This window comes from uncultured Winogradskyella sp., assembly GCF_963975125.1.
In the GTDB taxonomy this organism is placed as follows: domain Bacteria; phylum Bacteroidota; class Bacteroidia; order Flavobacteriales; family Flavobacteriaceae; genus Winogradskyella.
The window spans coordinates 1-16,931 of record NZ_CAXBGB010000071.1; the positions used below are offsets into that span (position 1 = coordinate 1).

Consider the following 16,931-nt stretch of genomic DNA (forward strand, 5'->3'; position numbering starts at 1 on the left):
TTTTTTACTTAAATTTCATTAATTCTAATTGACTTAGTATTATAATATCTTATTTTTGTTTAAACATTTTTATAAAAAAATGAACAATATTAAGAGTCAATTCAGTATCAAGGATCTTGAAAACCTTACAGGTATTAAGGCACACACCATACGAATTTGGGAAAAACGTTATAATCTGCTAAATCCTAAACGTACAGAAACTAATATTAGATATTACGATTTGGCGAGTTTTCAGAAGTTACTTAACGTGGGTTACCTTAACAATAATGGGTATAAAATTTCTAAAATAACAACGATTGAAGAAGAGGAAATCCCAAAATTAGTAAGAGAAATTGCCTCTAAAAACGACGTAGATAATCATGCTATTAATACTTTAAAATTGGCTATGCTCAATTTTGACCAAGCACTTTTTTATAATACCTACAAATCACTCTTAAAAGAAAAATCGTTTAGAGGCATCTTTTACGATGTGTTTATTCCGATGCTATCTTATATTGGTCTGCTTTGGCAGACAGATACAATTACTCCTGCGCATGAGCATTTTATAACAACACTTATCCGTCAGAAAATAATTGCTAATACTGAAAGAATTCAGTCAAAACAAGTTAATAATTCTAAGAAAACCTTCGTTTTGTATTTACCAGATAACGAAATACATGAGTTGGGATTAATGTTTATTAATCACGAAATTATAAGTAATGGCTATCACTCAATTTTTTTAGGTCCTAGTGTTCCTCTTAATAGCTTAACAGATATTCAAAATTATTATGACGATATTATTTTCGTTTCCTATTTTACGGTAAAACCAGAAAAAGAAAATATGCGTAAATACATAGACTCATTCAATGATGTTATTCTAAAACCTAGTAATTCAAAATTTTGGATTTTAGGACAGATGCTTTCTCATTTAGATACAAATAATTTACCTAAAGGAATAAAAATCTTCAATAGTATAAAATCACTAATTGACGAACTTTAAATTTATTTATGCATAAAACCATATCCATAATAGGTTCAGGATTTTCAGCTTTATCAGCATCATGTTACCTTGCCAAAGCTGGCTATAAGGTATCCGTTTTCGAAAAAAACGATACGGTTGGCGGAAGAGCAAGGCAACTTATTAAAGACGGTTTCACGTTTGATATTGGTCCTAGTTGGTACTGGATGCCAGATATCTTTGAAAAATTTTTTAATGATTTTGGAAAAAGCACTAGCGACTATTATCAACTAGATAAATTAAATCCTGCCTATAAAATCTTCTTTTCGGATGATGTGATTACCATTGGCGATCACATGGATCAAATCTGCGAAGAATTTGAGCGCATAGAGTCAGGAAGTTCTAAACCACTCAGAAAGTTTATTGCTAAAGCACAAGATCATTATAATATTGCTATTAATAAAGTTGTTTTAAAGCCTGGCGTTTCTCCATTTGAATTAGTTACCAAAGAAACAGTTACAAGAATAGATCGCTTTTTTAAAACTATAAGTTCAGAGGTTCGCAAAAATTTTAAAAACCCTAAACTTATCTCAACATTAGAATTTCCGGTGCTGTTCTTAGGCGCAAAACCAAATAAAACACCATCATTCTATAGTTTTATGAATTTTGCCGATTTTGGTTTAGGCACTTGGCATCCAAAAGGTGGTATGTACGAAATTATAATAGCCATGAGAAGCCTAGCAGAAAGTCTTGGTGTTTGCATCTATACCAGCAGTAATGTTGAAAAAATTAATGTTGAGAATGGAAATTCAAGTGGTGTAACCGTGAATGGCAAAATTATAAAGTCAGATGTAGTATTAAGTGGTGCAGATTATCATCATTCTGAAACTTTACTTGATGTAGCTTACAGACAATATAGTGAAGCCTATTGGAACAAACGCACTTTTGCACCCTCTTCTCTACTCTTTTATATTGGCTTTAATAAGAAACTGAAAAATGTAGAGCATCATAATTTATTTTTTGACACTAATTTTGAAACTCACGCAGAAGAGATCTATGATGAGCCAAAATGGCCAAAAGACCCATTGTTTTATGCGAATTTTCCTTCAGTAACAGATAAAAGTATGGCACCTGTGGGTTGTGAAACTGGGTTTTTTCTCATTCCTATTGCTCCAGGATTAGAAGATACATCAGAATTACGTCAGCAGTATTTTGATATTATCATCAATAGATTTGAAAAGAGAACTAATCAAAGCGTGCAAAAGCACATACTTTTTAAAAAATCTTTTTGTGTTAAAGATTTTATAAGTGAATATAACTCTTATAAAGGAAATGCTTATGGTATGGCAAATACGCTAAAGCAAACGGCTTTTTTAAGACCAAAATTAAAAAGTAAAAAGGTAAGTGGCCTTTATTTTACAGGACAACTAACAGTACCAGGACCAGGAGTGCCACCATCATTAATATCAGGAAAGCTGGTTGCGAACCTGATTGAGAAAAATGAAATTTAATTACTACGAAAAAGAAATTAATACTATGAAATCAATTTTTGATAATGTGTCTAGAGAATGTAGTAAGACAGTTACAAATGCTTACAGCACATCATTCTCAATGGCGACCAAAATGTTATCTGACACCATCAGACAAGACATCTACAATATCTATGGATTTGTAAGATTTGCCGATGAGATTGTAGATACGTTTCATGATTATGACAAGGAAAAACTTTTCAAAAATTTTGAAAATGATTTAGAAACTGCTTTAGTTGACAAAATTAGTTTAAATCCTATTTTAAACTCGTTTCAAGAGACTTATCATAACTATGAAATAGATAAGCATTTAGTAAATTCATTTATGAATAGTATGCGCTTAGACCTGCACAAAAAAGATTATTTGACTGAGCAAGAATATAAAGACTATATATATGGCTCTGCTGATGTGGTTGGGCTTATGTGTCTAAAAGTGTTTGTTAAAGGTGATACTAAAAAATATGAAGAGTTAAAAAACTCAGCAATGCACTTAGGATCTGCTTTTCAAAAGGTGAATTTTCTTAGAGACTTGAAAGCAGATTTTGATGATTTAAGTAGAACTTATTTTCCTAATACAGATTTAAATGAACTGGATGAAGATTCAAAAAAAGCTATAATCTCTGATATAGATATAGATTTCGCAAAAGGGCTACAAGGTATTAAACGCTTACCCTTAGAAGCAAGATTCGGTGTATTTATGGCTTATCGTTATTATAACAAATTATTAGATAAATTAAAAAAAACACCAGCTTTAAAGATTAAATCTACCAGAATTAGAGTTCCAAATTATAAAAAGGTAGAATTGCTTACTAGAAGCTATGTTAGATATCAACTCAACTTACTATAATTTTTAAAGAACTATTATGCAAACTTTTTTTTGGGGACTGATTTTTTTAGCAACTTTTTTTATCATGGAATTTAATGCTTGGTTTACGCACAAGTATATTATGCATGGTTTTTTATGGAATTTACATAGCGATCACCATCACAAAGATCACAACAGTTGGTTTGAGCGTAACGATGCGTTTTTTATTTTCTATGCTGCTGTAAGTATAACTTGCTTTTATTTATGGAGTTACGAAAGCGTTTGGTATTGTCTACCTATTGGATTAGGTATATTAGTATATGGAGCTGCTTACTTCATTGTTCATGATATTTTTATTCACCAACGTTTTAAATGGCTACGAAACATTGACAATAAATATGCTAGAGGGTTAAGACGTGCTCACAAAATTCATCATAAACATCTAGGTAAAGAAAAAGGTGAAAACTTTGGTATGCTGATTGTACCTTTAAAATATTTTAACTAAATTATTCTGAAAGCAAATTATCTAGTTGGTTTCTTACCGTTTCGCTATTCCAATCAATAGCACCAGATTCATCAACAACAATTTCTCCTTGTTTGTTTATAACGAAAGTTCTTGGAATAGAGCCTGTTTTTAATTCATCAGGAATTTCATTTAACGGATTAAAAACTAAAAAATCAAAACCTTTCTTTGTTTTGAATTGTTCTACAGTTTTAAAATTATCGCTCGTTACAAATAGAAATACCACTTTATCATTATAATCATTATATAATGCTTGAAGACTTGGCATCTCTGCAATACAAGGAGGACACCATGTTGCCCAAAAGTTTATAAGGACAACTTTACCTTCGGTTTCTTTAAAGTTGAGCGTTGTATTTACATCCGACTTTAATTTCCAATTAGAAAATGATACAGTAGCTCTATCATCTTGGTCTATAAGTGACGAAGTATTAAAGAAACTTAGGCCTTTATGCAGTAAAACCTGTAATGGTTGTCTTGTCTGCGGAATAATAAGTATAGCAATAACAATTAAAAATACAATATTACGTTTGGTAAGTTTGCCTTTCATTGTTGATAAAATTAAGCGATTGTTTTATAAATTCTAATCTTTTTGCGGTTAAAATCTATAATATTTTCATCTTTTAGTTCATTCATTAAAATATTTAAGGTTGGTCGAGAAATTCCAATTAAAGATGCAATATCTTTTTGTGTGTATGGATGATTTATAATATTATCCCCTGTTTTATTACAATCATATCCATAATCTGAACATAACTCATATAAAAACTCTAATAATCGTGTCTTAGAATCTTTAAATAATAGTAACTGAAGACGGCGTTCTAATTTTTTAAACTTTAATCCAATAAATTTATAAATTCTTAAACCAAAGGTTTTGTTATCTCGCATTAACTTATGCATGGTATCTACACTTACTGGACAGATAGTTGTATAATTATCTATAGATTGCGCAAATTCATCTCTTTTTTCTTCGCCTAAAATGGCTGTCTCCCCAAACAAATCACCTTTACTAAGAATAGATTTTACGACTTCCGATCCATTTTCATTATAATAACCAATCTTTACTTTACCTTTTTCTATAAGATATACTTTGTTTGCAGCATCTTCTTCAAAGTAGATGTAATCACTTTTTTTATAAGCATCAAAATTGTGGCAAGTCTTATATGCATTGAATTTATGAGGGCATAACAAGTTGAATAGATTAACATCTTCAAAAACCCATATAGAATTCATAACTGTTTTGGTTATAAGAATAATAAATATAGTCGTAATTAATTTAAGTTCCTTTCAATTAAAATCAAAAGAAACTCCTAGTTTAAGACTAGGAGTTTCAAATAAATTATAATAAATGAAATTATGCATTCTCTTTCTTAATTAAATTAAGTGCAGAACCTTCATTATACCATTCGATTTGAGAATCATTATACGTATGATTTACAGCAATTGTATCTTTAGATCCATCTGTATGTACAAGTTCTATATGCAACTGTTTACTAGGTGCAAACTCGTTTAAATCTAAGAAGTTAAATGTATCATCTTCTTGTATTAAATCGTAATCCGCTTCATTAGCAAAGGTTAAACCTAACATTCCTTGCTTTTTAAGGTTTGTTTCGTGAATGCGAGCAAAAGATTTTACAATTACCGCAGCTACACCAAGTTGTCTTGGTTGCATAGCTGCATGCTCTCTAGAAGAACCTTCTCCATAATTATGATCACCAACTACAATAGATTTTACTCCTGCAGCTTTATAAGCTCTAGCAGTATCTGGCACACCACCAAATTCACCTGTCAATTGGTTTTTAACAAAGTTGGTTTTTTTACCAAATGCATTTACAGCACCAATTAATGTGTTGTTAGCAATGTTATCTAAATGGCCTCTAAAACGTAACCAAGGACCAGCCATAGAGATATGGTCAGTTGTACATTTTCCAAATGCTTTAATTAACAATTTCGCACCAGTAATATTATCTCCAAGAGGTGTAAAAGGTTCTAATAATTGTAAACGCTCTGATGTAGGGTTAACAGAAATTTCTACTCCACTTCCGTCAGCAACTGGTTCTAAATAGCCATTGTCTTTTACATCAAATCCTTTTGGTGGTAATTCCCATCCCGTTGGCTCATCGAACATAACTTCTTCACCATTTTCGTTAATGAGTTTATCCTTTAATGGATTAAAATCCAAGCGACCAGCAACTGCGATTGCTGCAGTTAATTCTGGTGATGCAACGAATGCATGCGTATTTGGATTTCCATCTGCACGCTTTGCAAAGTTTCTATTAAAAGAGTGCACAATACTATTCTTAGGTGCATTTTTAGGATCATTGTACCTAGCCCATTGACCTATACATGGGCCACAAGCATTGGTGAATATCTTTGCGTCTAATTTTTCAAAGATTCCTAAAATACCATCACGATCAGCTGTATAACGCACTTGCTCAGAACCAGGATTTATACCTAACTCAGCTTTCATTTTCAAGCCCTTATCTAAAGCTTGTTGTGCTATAGAAGATGCTCTAGATAAATCTTCATAAGATGAATTTGTACAAGAACCAATCAATCCCCATTCTACTTGAATTGGCCAATCGTTAGCTTTTGCTTTCTCTGTCATTGCATTACCAACTTCAGTAGATAAATCTGGAGTAAAAGGGCCATTTAATAATGGTCCCAACTCTGATAAATCAATATCTATAACCTGATCAAAATATTGCTCAGGGTTTGCATATACATCAGCATCAGCCGTTAAGTATGGTCTAATTTTATTTGCTTCTTCTGCAACATCTGCTCTATCAGTAGCACGTAAATAACGCTCCATAGAATCATCGTAACCAAATGTTGATGTTGTTGCGCCAATTTCAGCTCCCATATTACAAATAGTCCCCTTGCCTGTACAAGACATAGACGTTGCTCCAGGACCAAAATATTCTACAATAGCACCAGTACCTCCTTTTGCAGTAAGTATTTCTGCAACTTTTAAAATCACATCTTTTGGTGCCGTCCAACCAGAAAGTTTCCCAGTTAATCTTATACCAATTAATTTTGGGAATTTTAATTCCCAAGCCATTCCTGCCATTACATCAACAGCATCAGCACCACCTACACCAATTGCAACCATTCCTAATCCACCAGCATTAACTGTATGTGAATCTGTACCAATCATCATTCCTCCAGGAAATGCATAATTTTCTAATACCACTTGGTGAATAATGCCTGCTCCTGGTTTCCAAAACCCAATTCCATATTTATTAGAAACTGACTCTAAAAAATTAAATACTTCACTGCTTGTGCTATTTGCATTCTTTAAATCTGTCGCTGCGCCTTCTTTTGCTTGTATTAAGTGATCGCAGTGCACTGTTGTAGGAACAGCAACTTTAGGCTTACCTGCTTGCATAAACTGTAACAATGCCATTTGAGCAGTTGCATCTTGGCAAGCCACACGATCTGGTGCAAAATCCACATAATCCTTACCTCTTGTAAAGGCTTTAATAGGTTTTCCTTCCCATAAATGTGTGTATAATATTTTCTCTGAAAGTGTTAATGGTTTTCCAACAATTTCTCTGGCTGCATCAACGCGTTCTGCCATTTTGGTGTAAACACCTTTTATCATATCGATGTCAAATGCCATATTTTTATGTATTTAAATTTATTCTAATTTATAGTCTAGCAAAAATACAAATAATAGCAGGTATTAAAAAAATCTTATCTAATCTATTGTAATTTTAAATAATAGATAATTTTAACATCCAGTATCAGCATAAAATTAAGGATTCATTAAAATAACGACATCAAATCTTGCAAATTCATAAAGACAAAACATATCAAACAGAACTTCTATTTATCGAAAAAAACAATGCTAGAATAATTAAGCTCTATTGATATTTTTAATAACCTTAAGTTTGCAATAAATAACAACTATATGCTTCTTGTTTTTTTAAGTTGGATTTATATTTTTATAACAGCTAAAAACTTTGGAATCCTATTTACAAAAATTTTTAGTATTGAGCGTTGTAATGTTTTTGTTTTGCAAATTTTAGGGCTTTTCTCTTATGCCATTACTACAAGTTTCTTTGCCTTTTTTATTAGAATTAATATTGAATATTACCTATTTATTTTAATCTTAAATATTGTAATTATTTATAGCTATAAGAGTACCATTAAGCAATATTTTAATTCTATATTACTATCATTTAAAAATCTTAAGTTTCAATATAAAACCCTTTACTTAGTCCTGTTTATTATTATTTTAGCTCAAAGCAGTACTAAACCCTATCTCCTTGATAATGAAACCTATTATATTCAAACGATAAAATGGATTAACGAATATGGCTTTGTAAAAGGTTTAGCAAATGTTCATTTATTTTTGGGCCAAAATTCATCATGGCATATCTTACAAGCAGGATTTAATTTTCCGTTTTTTTCCAGTTTTTACAATGATTTAAATGGCTTTTTATTTATAATATTTGGTTTTTTCGCTATTGAAAAGTTGAATAGTTATAAAACGAGCGAAGACAATCAAAGTTTTAACTTAGGGTTAGTACTCCTGTTTTCACTTTTTTTAATGCAATTTGTTAATGCACCATCACCAGATTTACTTATATTTTTAATAACACCATATATATTTTATCTGTTTATTATAAACTATAAAAATATTAGTGCAACTAACTTTAAAATAATTTTAAGTCTGGTTATTTTCTTGTGTTTTGTAAAAGTAACGATGGCAGTTTTATTGATTTTACTTTTAATTCTTTTTATCAATAATTACAAGAATATAAAAAAAGAGATATGGCAATATTCACTTTTTTGCATTACCATTTTTGGGTTGTTTGTTGCAAAAAATGCTATTATTTCTGGCTACTTATTATACCCAATCTCACAAATAGATGTTGTCAATTTTGATTGGAAAGTACCAAAGAAACTTTTAGAGTTTTACAAACTTGGCACTTACCTAGAAGGCATGAGTAATATTGATGTATCTCAATTAGGTTTCTTAGAAAAAATTAAACTATGGCTTACTTTACCCAAATTAGATGGGCTGTTTAATAAAGTTTTTGCGCTATTATTAATTGCTTTCCCTTGGGTTATTTATAAGAATAAAGATAAGTCTTGCCTATTGTTAATATACGCATTAGCAATTCTTCAATTTATTATACTATGGTTTACGTCACCTCAATACAGATTCTTTTTTGTGTTTGTTTCATTTTTAGGTATACAAGTATTTGCAACTATTATAACGAATAAGAGAGTCGGATTGTATTTAGTTTCTTTATCTATTTTTTTAAGTGCTATTCCTGTTTTTTCAACTATTAATTTAAATGCATTTACAAACAATAATTTTGCAATGGAATTGAACACATTCAAATTAAAAAACGTAATTATTCCAGAAGAAAACACTAGAACAAAAACTAAATTCACCAAACACAATGTAGATAATTTTGAATTTTATTCACCCAATAAGGATGTGTTCTTTTGGGTTACTGGTAATGGAGAATTACCTTGTGTAAACACAAAACAAATAGAGTACATAAAATATTACTTTAAATACGTGCCGCAATTGCGAACTGATGATTTAGAAGATGGCTTTAAATCTGTATTAATTGAGGATTAATATAATCTTAAAATAAGCTTTCAATAATTTTTTCGTCAGTAACTCCTTCAGCTTCTGCTTTGTAGTTCTTAATGATTCTGTGTCTTAGAATCCCTGTGGCAACTGCCTGAATATTTTCAATGTCTGGTGAAAACTTACCATTTGTTGCAGCATGTGTTTTAGCAGCCAAAATTAAATTTTGTGACGCTCTTGGTCCTGCTCCCCAATCTACAAATTCCTTTACAATATCAGCAGCAGTATTCGCTTTTGGCCTTGTTTTACTTACCAAGGAAACTGCATATTCTACAACATTATCTGCTACAGGAATACGACGTATTACATTCTGAAAATCTATAATTTCTTGGGCTGTAAATAAAGGGGTTACGCTTTGCTGAATATCTGTAGTAGTCGCTTTTACAACATCTACTTCTTCTTGAAAAGATGGATACTCTAAATTAATGGCAAACATAAAACGGTCTAATTGCGCTTCTGGCAAAGGATATGTTCCCTCTTGCTCTATTGGGTTTTGAGTTGCTAAAACAAAATAAGGTAAACTTAATTTATATTGATGACCAGCGACTGTAACTGAACGTTCTTGCATCGCTTCTAATAAAGCGGCTTGAGTTTTTGGTGGTGTTCTATTAATCTCATCTGCGAGAATAATATTTGCGAAAATTGGCCCTTTTATAAACTTAAATTGTCTTTTTTCATCCAAAATCTCACTCCCTAATATATCACTTGGCATTAAATCTGGCGTAAACTGAATACGTTTAAAATCTAATCCTAATGCCTTAGCAATAGTATTTACCATTAAGGTTTTTGCCAAACCAGGAACACCAATTAAAAGTGAGTGGCCACCCGAAAAAATGGAAATTAAAATCTGATTAACTACATCATCTTGCCCAATAATTACTTTCGCAATTTCTTGCTTTAGTATAGCGTATTTCTTTACAAAATTTTCAATTGCAACCACATCAGACATATTCCTATTGATTTTTTAACCAGTTACTTTGAAAATCGCAATCTCTGTACTCTCCATTAATCTTTATAAAAGTCTCTTTAATAGTTTCTTTTTGCCATTTCTCTATAGCTTTAATTTGTTTGTCTTGTAGTGCTAATTCTTTTATCTTAAGATAATCTCTAGCGAAGTCAGCTTCATGATCGTCTATTCTATCAGTAACGGTTAAAATTTTAAATTTCTTTCTATTTACCCGATCTTCGTCTGGTAATACTGCACTTATTTCTCCATCTTTTAAATCTTGAATTTGAGAATACAACTCTGGCTCCATTCTAGTCAATTCAAAATTAAAATCTTGTGTTGTTGGGTTGGTCAATTGACCTCCTTCAAATTTCGTCTCTTTTTCATCACTAAACTCTCTTGCTGATTCAGCAAAGGTTAAGGTGCCATCTACAATTTTAGCTCTCACTTTATCTATCTCATCTTTAGCTTTTTGGATAGCATCTGACGTTAATTCTGGTCGTAATAGAATATGTCTCACATCATATTCTTGACCTCTAATTTTTTCTAAAAAAATAATATGGTAGCCAAATTCAGATTCAAAAGGTTCAGAAATTTCACCTTCTTGCAAAGAAAATGCCACATCTCTAAACTCTTTTACCATTCTTGGACGTTTTCTGTTTAACGTATATTTTCCACCAGTAGATTTAGAGCCAGAATCTTCAGTATAGAACAATACTTTTGTTGTAAAACTAGAACCATTTTCTTCTACATCCTTCTTAAAGCCTTTTAATTTGTCTATTACAGCTTGCTTGGCTTCTTTGGTTACTTCAGGAATAACTACAATTTGAGCCAATTTTAGCTCTGTACCAAAAGTTGGGCGCTCATCTTTAGGAATATCATTAAAAAATTGTCTCACTTCTTCTGGCGTTACTTCTACATCTGCTGTAACTTTCTTCTGCATTTCTTGAGCCAAATATCCATTCTTATTAATCTCGTACATCTCTTCTCTAAGAGCTTCTTCAGAATCTTTCTTATAGAATTTTAGCAAACCAACCATATCACCTTTGGTCTGTGATAAAATACCTTGAATCTGTTGCTCTACCAGCGATTGTATATATAACTCATTAACGATGACACTATCTTGTATAGCCTGATGCGCATATAATTTGCCTTCTAACAAACTACCAAAAAGCTCACAGCGTGTAATTCCTTGTAAATCGGCTCCTTGTGCTTTCAATTGTGCTATCTCTCTATCTAAGTCAGATTCTAAAATGATAAAATCACCAATTACAGCAGCCACACCATCTGCTTTAATACGTTTTTTATTTACAACAGTATCTTTTGGCTTTTCAACCTGTGGTTTTTCATCATCAATAATTTCTTGAGCATTAGAAAAATTGAATGAAACAAAGCAACATAATAGAATTGCTTTAATTATAAATTTTGAACTGATTGTTTTTAATGGCATCTTTTGTAATATCATTTTTGAGTTGCTTGATGAGCTCTAATTTTCTCTTATTTATAACAATTTGCTGTATTGAAGTATTAACGTATTCTAAAGGCGCATAATCGTTTTGCAAACGTACGTCATTAACTTGCATCAAATATAGGTTTAATGAATCTTTGAGTAGTAAGAAATTAGTTTTTTTTAACAGTTGATTTTTATTTTTAAAACTTACTACAGGAATTTTTTTAGCAACGTCACTAAATTTTATCCAAATGGAGTCATTTAATGAATAAGATTTAAACTGAACAGAAATAGAATCTAAATAGGTTCTGTCTTTTTCTTCAAAACGCTTAAACCTCATTTTAATAGTATCTAAATCGATAGGATTTAAAGGTAAACTCACATATCGAAACTGTAACAAATCGTCATTTAATTTAAAGGATTCTTTATTGGCTTCATAAAATACATTGGTTTCATCGGCTCGCATAATGGTGTCTATGTTTTTCTTCACCAAACCTTCTAAATATCTTTTTGAATATAAATCATTCCTATACTGATTAACAAGTTTTGAAAATTCGTTTTGTTCGCTTTCAGAAAGATTTACCAAAGCACCATCCATTAAAAGCAGTTGTCTTGCCCACTTGTTAATATAGGCATTCACCATAAGTATGCTGTCCTCTTTACTAGCGCCTTCTGGCACAATATCTTTAACATCCTTCTTATATAAATACCTGTCATTTACTCTGGCAATAGGTTCACTATTATCTGTCTTTTTAAAAAAACTACAGCTTGTGCATAGAAGACAAAGAGCAAATATGTATAAGGTTTGTTTCAAGATTAATAAATTAGTTTCCGATTTTGGCTTTAATGGCTTTGAGTACATCTTTGTTCACTTCAACCTTAAAGCGTCGATGCAGATCACTAATCCATTCTGCTTCAATTTCGGTTTGATAATCATTAATTACATTACCTTTTGCCTCTTCTAAAGTTTTGTTTCCAGCCGGCAAAACAGCTTTTACATCAATAACATGAAACGCCTCGTTGTGCATGTAAATTTTAGACACTCCTTTTTTTACTTGGAAATTATTTGGTAATTTACTGTCTCTTGTATTAAATGTTCCTTTAGTGTAGATAACGTTCTGTTTCCCTTCTGTGTTTAGAGCTTCACTAATCTCTTCTTTAGATTTCCCTTTTTTAATCATTTTAAGAACCGTCTTCATATTAGATTCGTCTGCTGCAGATGCCATTACAACCTCTACTCTATCTTCCCATTGGTAATTAGACTTGTGTTTGTTGTAATAAGCCTCTAAACCAACAGTATCTTTTGATGCTTTGTTCCAAACTTCTTTCTCCATTAAATCGAATAACAAAAGTCCGTCTCTATACTCTTTTAGAATATTTGCAAAATCTTCATTTTCAAATTCTAAATTATCTTCTCTAAATTGAAGGATAGATTTTTCAAAAAAGGCTTCAAACTCTTTATTTATTACATCTGAGACTGGTTTGTTTTTACCACCATAAACACGTTGTGCAGTCATTAAATGGCTACCAAACTCATTATACAAAAATGGTCTGCTGTTTATAGAAAACAATGTTTTTTCTTTTTCAAAATTTTCAGGTAATCTCCATGTCCTAGCAAAAAAATCATTATTAATTAAAGATTCAAAATAAGCCTTAGCCTCCTGATTATATGAGATTTTATAACGTTTTTTTAGTTCGTTAACCATCGCTGTATTAATTAATTTAGAGCGTGAGTCTCTTTTTACCCTTGCTTCTAAAGATGTTTTTACATCTTTAAATTTTTGCACTGGCTTAAGGTCAATACGCTTAACAATGTGCCATCCATATTGGGTTTTAAATGGCTTACTTACATCTCCATTATTTTTTAAAGAAAATGCAGTGTCTTCAAATATCTCAGAGCTTAATTGTCCGCTTTTAAAAGCTGATAATTTACCTCCATTCTTAGCCGAACTTTTATCATCAGAAAACTGTTTAGCTAATGATTCAAAACTTTCGCCTTGATTCATTTTTTTATAAATATCATTAATTCTTTGTTTTGGATCTAAAAGTGAATCTGCTTGTTTTAAATTAATCATAATATGAGCAGCAGTAAGAGTTCCTCTAGATGGTCTTTTATTTTTTATGTTTACCACATGAAAACCAAATTGTGTTCTAAACGGTTTAGACAATTCACCTTTTGGTGTATTGTATGCAGCAGTTTCAAAACCATAAACCATTTTAAAGGCAGAGAAATAACCTAGATCCTCTAAAAAAATGGTGCTACCATTATGCATATCTGCTTTAACAACATCAAACCCTTCTTTTAAAACACGTTCTCTTAAAGCCAAAACATTATTGTATGCAGATATCGTATCTGTTGTAAATTCGTCTAAGCGTACTAAAATATGTGACGCATTAATATCTATATTGCTTCGGTTATAAGCTTCTTTAACCAAAGCCTCAGTAACCTTGTTTTCAGACAAATAATTCTTAGTTAATTGCTTTTTATAGCTCAAAAACTCGCGTTGATACTTTTTATCTTCATGAAACTTTAAGCGTCTTGCTTCCTTAAGTTTTAATTGATATTCTGTAAATAGTTTTAAATAGCCGTCGATATCCTTCTGACTTTCATCTTTTACTAAATCTAAATTTTTGTTATAAACTCTTAGAAATTCTGAAGACATTACAGGCTCATCATCTACTCTAAGAAGTACCTCATCTTTATCTTGAGAAAAAGAAGAATTAAGTGCCAATAGCACTACCAATAAACATTTAAATTTAATACTCATATTCTTTTTTTATATTGCAATACTTATAATTATTCGCTTTTATAAAGCTCAGCAAAAATAACATAAATCCATTATTTTACAAGCTGAAAGTCTTTCATTATTTATATAATTAGCCTAACAGATGTAGTAAAAATCATACCAAAGTGAAACTTTGAGAAATCTAATTCTTATTTGAACAATTAAAAACGTATAAACGTCGAAAAATTTCATCTATTGCAAGTGGGTTTCATACTTTTATAAAAATTCCCTCAATAATGAAATACACAACTGAAATCCTTATACAAAAGCCTATCGAATACGTGATACGGAAAATGGATTCTTCTGAAAACATGAAACATTGGCAAGAAGGCTTAGTTAGTACTGAACATATATCTGGCACACCTGGTATGTTTGGTGCTAAAATGAAATTGAATTATGGTTTTGGTAAACGCAAGATGGAATTGGTTGAAACAATTACCAAACAAAATTTTCCTGAAGAAATCCATGCAACATACAGCACAAAAGGCATTCGCAATATTCAACAAAACTATTTTAAAAGCACAGGAGATAGTTGTACTAAATGGATTGCTACAAACGAATTTCAACCCACTAATTTTAAAATGAATGCCATGTTATTTTTAATGCCCAAAGCATTTAAAAAGCAAACCAAAACATATATGGCAAACTTTAAAAACTTTGTAGAACAAGGAATTTCTATAACTAATGCGAAAACTAAAGTTAATTTGGGATTTTAGAGGGCCAGCTAGTTTAAAAACTGCCGAGCATCATTTAATTCACTTAAAGGAATACATTCAACTTAAAAATTTAGATATAACAATTACTGGTGTAGAAACACTAAGTGATATGCATAGTCTAGCCTATTTAGTAGTTGCGGAATCTGAAATGAAACCTATTAGAGATGCGTTGAAACCTCATAGAGGCCAGGTTTATTCTGAATAATTAAAATAGCCGCTTAAAAAACGCTTGAATAAATCGCTTTGGTGGTACTGACAAGATAATTTTTAAATCTTCAAATAATGAGGATTCTTCATCCAAAAACTTAAAAATAGTTTTGGTATTAGCCTTTTTAAACATCGATGAAAATAATGACGCACCATCTTCATTATGACTGGCCAAAACATCTAAAAATATGAGATCATAAAACCAATATTTGGTCTTTTTATGAAATTTAGACAAGTTTTTTTCTTTCTTTAGAAATAACACTAAATTTTTTGTTTTTTTAGATGCATTTTTAAAGGTATAACCTGTACTTGTTTTTGTCCAACCACCAGCTGTACCAATATTTAGAATATGTTTAGAATTTAATTTTGAAAACTTAAAGGAAGTCATTGGAATTGAACCCTTTTCTTTTTCAATGATTTCGTAGTTTACAATACCTTTTTCGCTTAAATAATCCTTTATAGCGTCCTCATAATCAACATGCTGCAATAATTTTTTTGAAAACAAGGTATATTCAAATAGTGCCGTTCTCTTATCTGATGGCAAGACATACATAAAACGTGTATTGCCGTTTTGCTCAACTTTAAAATCCATAAATGTCGCTACGGAATCATCAAAACAATCTTCTCTTGTTTTTACAAACCAACCTAAAAAATGCTGCTGTAACACAGGATACTTTTTTTGCGATTTGTACACTTCAGGATTTGGTAAACTATTAAAAAGTTTAGCACCAAAATAACGCTCTTTTTTAGTAATGACTTGCACTCCATTTTCTATTTCCGTAAAGGAGTTAACTGAATCTTCAACGAATTTAATATTAGGTTTTAGGCTAATACTGTCCCAAAGTGATTTGTAAAACTTTTCACTTCTAATCATTTTATAATTAAACGGTGAAATGGCGATGGTTTTAGAAAATGTATTACTCCCAAAGAAAATATTAGACCAGCTTTTATGTAATAAATGATCCCACTCACCTGTTCCTTCTTCCCAGTAACACCAAGTTCTATCGTTACCTTTATTTTTATCTTTATCAATTATTAAGATTAACTTATCATTAAAAAAAGCATCTTGAGACATTCTATATGCTAGCATTAAACCTGAGGCACCAGCTCCTAATATTATATAATCAGATGTAATCAAGATTGTGTATTATAGATTTTAAAATGTAAAACTAATTCATTTTCTTATGACAAGATAATAATAGGTTTGACTTTATTACAATTATAAGTATGGCCAATTAAATTTTTTAAAAAGGTGAAATTGTTTAAAGTTGACTTTAAGAAACGATAGTTAATTGCCGGGATTTAATTTGACGTTTTCATTTAAGCTTTTTATTTTTAAAAACTTGACTTTGTAAAAATTTTCAACGAACTTCGTTAACATCTGATATAAGTCATTGAAACGGACTCATATCATTAAGTTG

Annotated in this window: 15 protein-coding genes; 7 read left to right on the plus strand and 8 right to left on the minus strand. The window is 30.9% G+C overall.

The window, feature by feature from the left end; genetic code table 11:
* Window positions 1-79: 79 nt before the first annotated feature.
* The 4 genes from AAC053_RS10680 to AAC053_RS10695 are packed head-to-tail and all read left to right on the plus strand — an operon-like array spanning window position 80 to window position 3,776.
* Window positions 80-979: a MerR family transcriptional regulator gene (locus AAC053_RS10680; RefSeq protein WP_339756177.1), complete on the plus strand. Its 900-nt coding sequence runs from the start codon at window positions 80-82 to the stop codon at window positions 977-979.
* Between the two features lie 8 nt (window positions 980-987).
* Window positions 988-2,448 (plus strand): phytoene desaturase family protein, encoded by a 1,461-nt coding sequence (gene crtI / locus AAC053_RS10685; RefSeq protein WP_339756180.1) that lies wholly within the window; start codon window positions 988-990, stop codon window positions 2,446-2,448.
* 25 nt (window positions 2,449-2,473) lie between these two features.
* A complete protein-coding gene (locus AAC053_RS10690) occupies window positions 2,474-3,313 on the plus strand; it encodes a phytoene/squalene synthase family protein (RefSeq protein WP_339756182.1) in 840 nt (279 codons plus the stop codon).
* Between the two features lie 16 nt (window positions 3,314-3,329).
* Window positions 3,330-3,776, plus strand: coding sequence for a beta-carotene hydroxylase (locus AAC053_RS10695; RefSeq protein ID WP_339756185.1), 447 nt, complete (start codon window positions 3,330-3,332; stop codon window positions 3,774-3,776).
* A gap of 1 nt (window position 3,777) precedes the next feature.
* On the opposite strand, the gene AAC053_RS10700 is transcribed toward AAC053_RS10695, so the two are convergent.
* The 3 genes from AAC053_RS10700 to AAC053_RS10710 form a co-directional block, all read right to left on the minus strand.
* Entirely contained in the window at window positions 3,778-4,341 is a 564-nt protein-coding gene (locus AAC053_RS10700) for a TlpA disulfide reductase family protein (protein ID WP_339756187.1), read from the minus strand.
* Window positions 4,342-4,352: 11 nt separating this feature from the next.
* Window positions 4,353-5,024: a Crp/Fnr family transcriptional regulator gene (locus AAC053_RS10705; RefSeq protein WP_339756189.1), complete on the minus strand. Its 672-nt coding sequence runs from the start codon at window positions 5,022-5,024 to the stop codon at window positions 4,353-4,355.
* Window positions 5,025-5,145: 121 nt separating this feature from the next.
* Window positions 5,146-7,413, minus strand: a complete 2,268-nt coding sequence (locus tag AAC053_RS10710; RefSeq protein ID WP_339756191.1) for an aconitate hydratase — start codon at window positions 7,411-7,413, stop codon at window positions 5,146-5,148.
* A gap of 291 nt (window positions 7,414-7,704) precedes the next feature.
* Between AAC053_RS10710 and AAC053_RS10715 the strand changes: the two genes are divergently transcribed.
* On the plus strand, window positions 7,705-9,393 hold the full coding sequence (locus tag AAC053_RS10715; protein WP_339756195.1) for a hypothetical protein: 1,689 nt from the start codon (window positions 7,705-7,707) through the stop codon (window positions 9,391-9,393).
* A 7-nt stretch (window positions 9,394-9,400) separates the two neighbouring features.
* Here the strand turns inward: AAC053_RS10715 and AAC053_RS10720 are convergent, their stop codons facing one another.
* The 4 genes from AAC053_RS10720 to AAC053_RS10735 are packed head-to-tail and all read right to left on the minus strand — an operon-like array spanning window position 9,401 to window position 14,569.
* Complete coding sequence (locus tag AAC053_RS10720) at window positions 9,401-10,354, minus strand: MoxR family ATPase (protein ID WP_339756198.1); 954 nt, start codon at window positions 10,352-10,354, stop codon at window positions 9,401-9,403.
* A 4-nt stretch (window positions 10,355-10,358) separates the two neighbouring features.
* Window positions 10,359-11,816, minus strand: a complete 1,458-nt coding sequence (locus tag AAC053_RS10725) for a peptidylprolyl isomerase (RefSeq protein ID WP_339756201.1) — start codon at window positions 11,814-11,816, stop codon at window positions 10,359-10,361.
* On the minus strand, window positions 11,764-12,615 hold the full coding sequence (locus AAC053_RS10730; RefSeq protein ID WP_339756204.1) for a peptidyl-prolyl cis-trans isomerase: 852 nt from the start codon (window positions 12,613-12,615) through the stop codon (window positions 11,764-11,766). The genes AAC053_RS10725 and AAC053_RS10730 overlap by 53 nt, the downstream gene beginning before the upstream one ends.
* Window positions 12,616-12,625: 10 nt before the next feature.
* Entirely contained in the window at window positions 12,626-14,569 is a 1,944-nt protein-coding gene (locus tag AAC053_RS10735; protein WP_339756207.1) for a peptidylprolyl isomerase, read from the minus strand.
* 254 nt (window positions 14,570-14,823) lie between these two features.
* Between AAC053_RS10735 and AAC053_RS10740 the strand changes: the two genes are divergently transcribed.
* The gene (locus AAC053_RS10740; RefSeq protein ID WP_339756210.1) at window positions 14,824-15,303 is read left to right on the plus strand and encodes an SRPBCC family protein; all 480 of its coding nucleotides are present in this window, start codon (window positions 14,824-14,826) and stop codon (window positions 15,301-15,303) included.
* Window positions 15,272-15,508, plus strand: coding sequence for a hypothetical protein (locus tag AAC053_RS10745; protein WP_339756212.1), 237 nt, complete (start codon window positions 15,272-15,274; stop codon window positions 15,506-15,508). The genes AAC053_RS10740 and AAC053_RS10745 overlap by 32 nt, the downstream gene beginning before the upstream one ends.
* On the opposite strand, the gene AAC053_RS10750 is transcribed toward AAC053_RS10745, so the two are convergent.
* Window positions 15,509-16,648 (minus strand): lycopene cyclase family protein, encoded by a 1,140-nt coding sequence (locus AAC053_RS10750; RefSeq protein ID WP_339756215.1) that lies wholly within the window; start codon window positions 16,646-16,648, stop codon window positions 15,509-15,511.
* Between the last annotated feature and the right edge of the window lie 283 nt (window positions 16,649-16,931).

What these genes read in the sequence shown, in the direction of transcription:
- AAC053_RS10735 (WP_339756207.1), bottom strand. Translation starts at nt 14,569, where the DNA reads ATGAGTATTAAATTTAAATGTTTATTGGTAGTGCTATTGGCACTTAAT.
- AAC053_RS10745 (WP_339756212.1), top strand. Translation starts at nt 15,272, where the DNA reads ATGCGAAAACTAAAGTTAATTTGGGATTTTAGAGGGCCAGCTAGTTTA.
- AAC053_RS10695 (WP_339756185.1), top strand. Translation starts at nt 3,330, where the DNA reads ATGCAAACTTTTTTTTGGGGACTGATTTTTTTAGCAACTTTTTTTATC.
- crtI (WP_339756180.1), top strand. Translation starts at nt 988, where the DNA reads ATGCATAAAACCATATCCATAATAGGTTCAGGATTTTCAGCTTTATCA.
- AAC053_RS10680 (WP_339756177.1), top strand. Translation starts at nt 80, where the DNA reads ATGAACAATATTAAGAGTCAATTCAGTATCAAGGATCTTGAAAACCTT.
- AAC053_RS10740 (WP_339756210.1), top strand. Translation starts at nt 14,824, where the DNA reads ATGAAATACACAACTGAAATCCTTATACAAAAGCCTATCGAATACGTG.
- AAC053_RS10705 (WP_339756189.1), bottom strand. Translation starts at nt 5,024, where the DNA reads ATGAATTCTATATGGGTTTTTGAAGATGTTAATCTATTCAACTTGTTA.
- AAC053_RS10725 (WP_339756201.1), bottom strand. Translation starts at nt 11,816, where the DNA reads ATGATATTACAAAAGATGCCATTAAAAACAATCAGTTCAAAATTTATA.
- AAC053_RS10720 (WP_339756198.1), bottom strand. Translation starts at nt 10,354, where the DNA reads ATGTCTGATGTGGTTGCAATTGAAAATTTTGTAAAGAAATACGCTATA.
- AAC053_RS10700 (WP_339756187.1), bottom strand. Translation starts at nt 4,341, where the DNA reads ATGAAAGGCAAACTTACCAAACGTAATATTGTATTTTTAATTGTTATT.
- AAC053_RS10710 (WP_339756191.1), bottom strand. Translation starts at nt 7,413, where the DNA reads ATGGCATTTGACATCGATATGATAAAAGGTGTTTACACCAAAATGGCA.
- AAC053_RS10690 (WP_339756182.1), top strand. Translation starts at nt 2,474, where the DNA reads ATGAAATCAATTTTTGATAATGTGTCTAGAGAATGTAGTAAGACAGTT.
- AAC053_RS10715 (WP_339756195.1), top strand. Translation starts at nt 7,705, where the DNA reads ATGCTTCTTGTTTTTTTAAGTTGGATTTATATTTTTATAACAGCTAAA.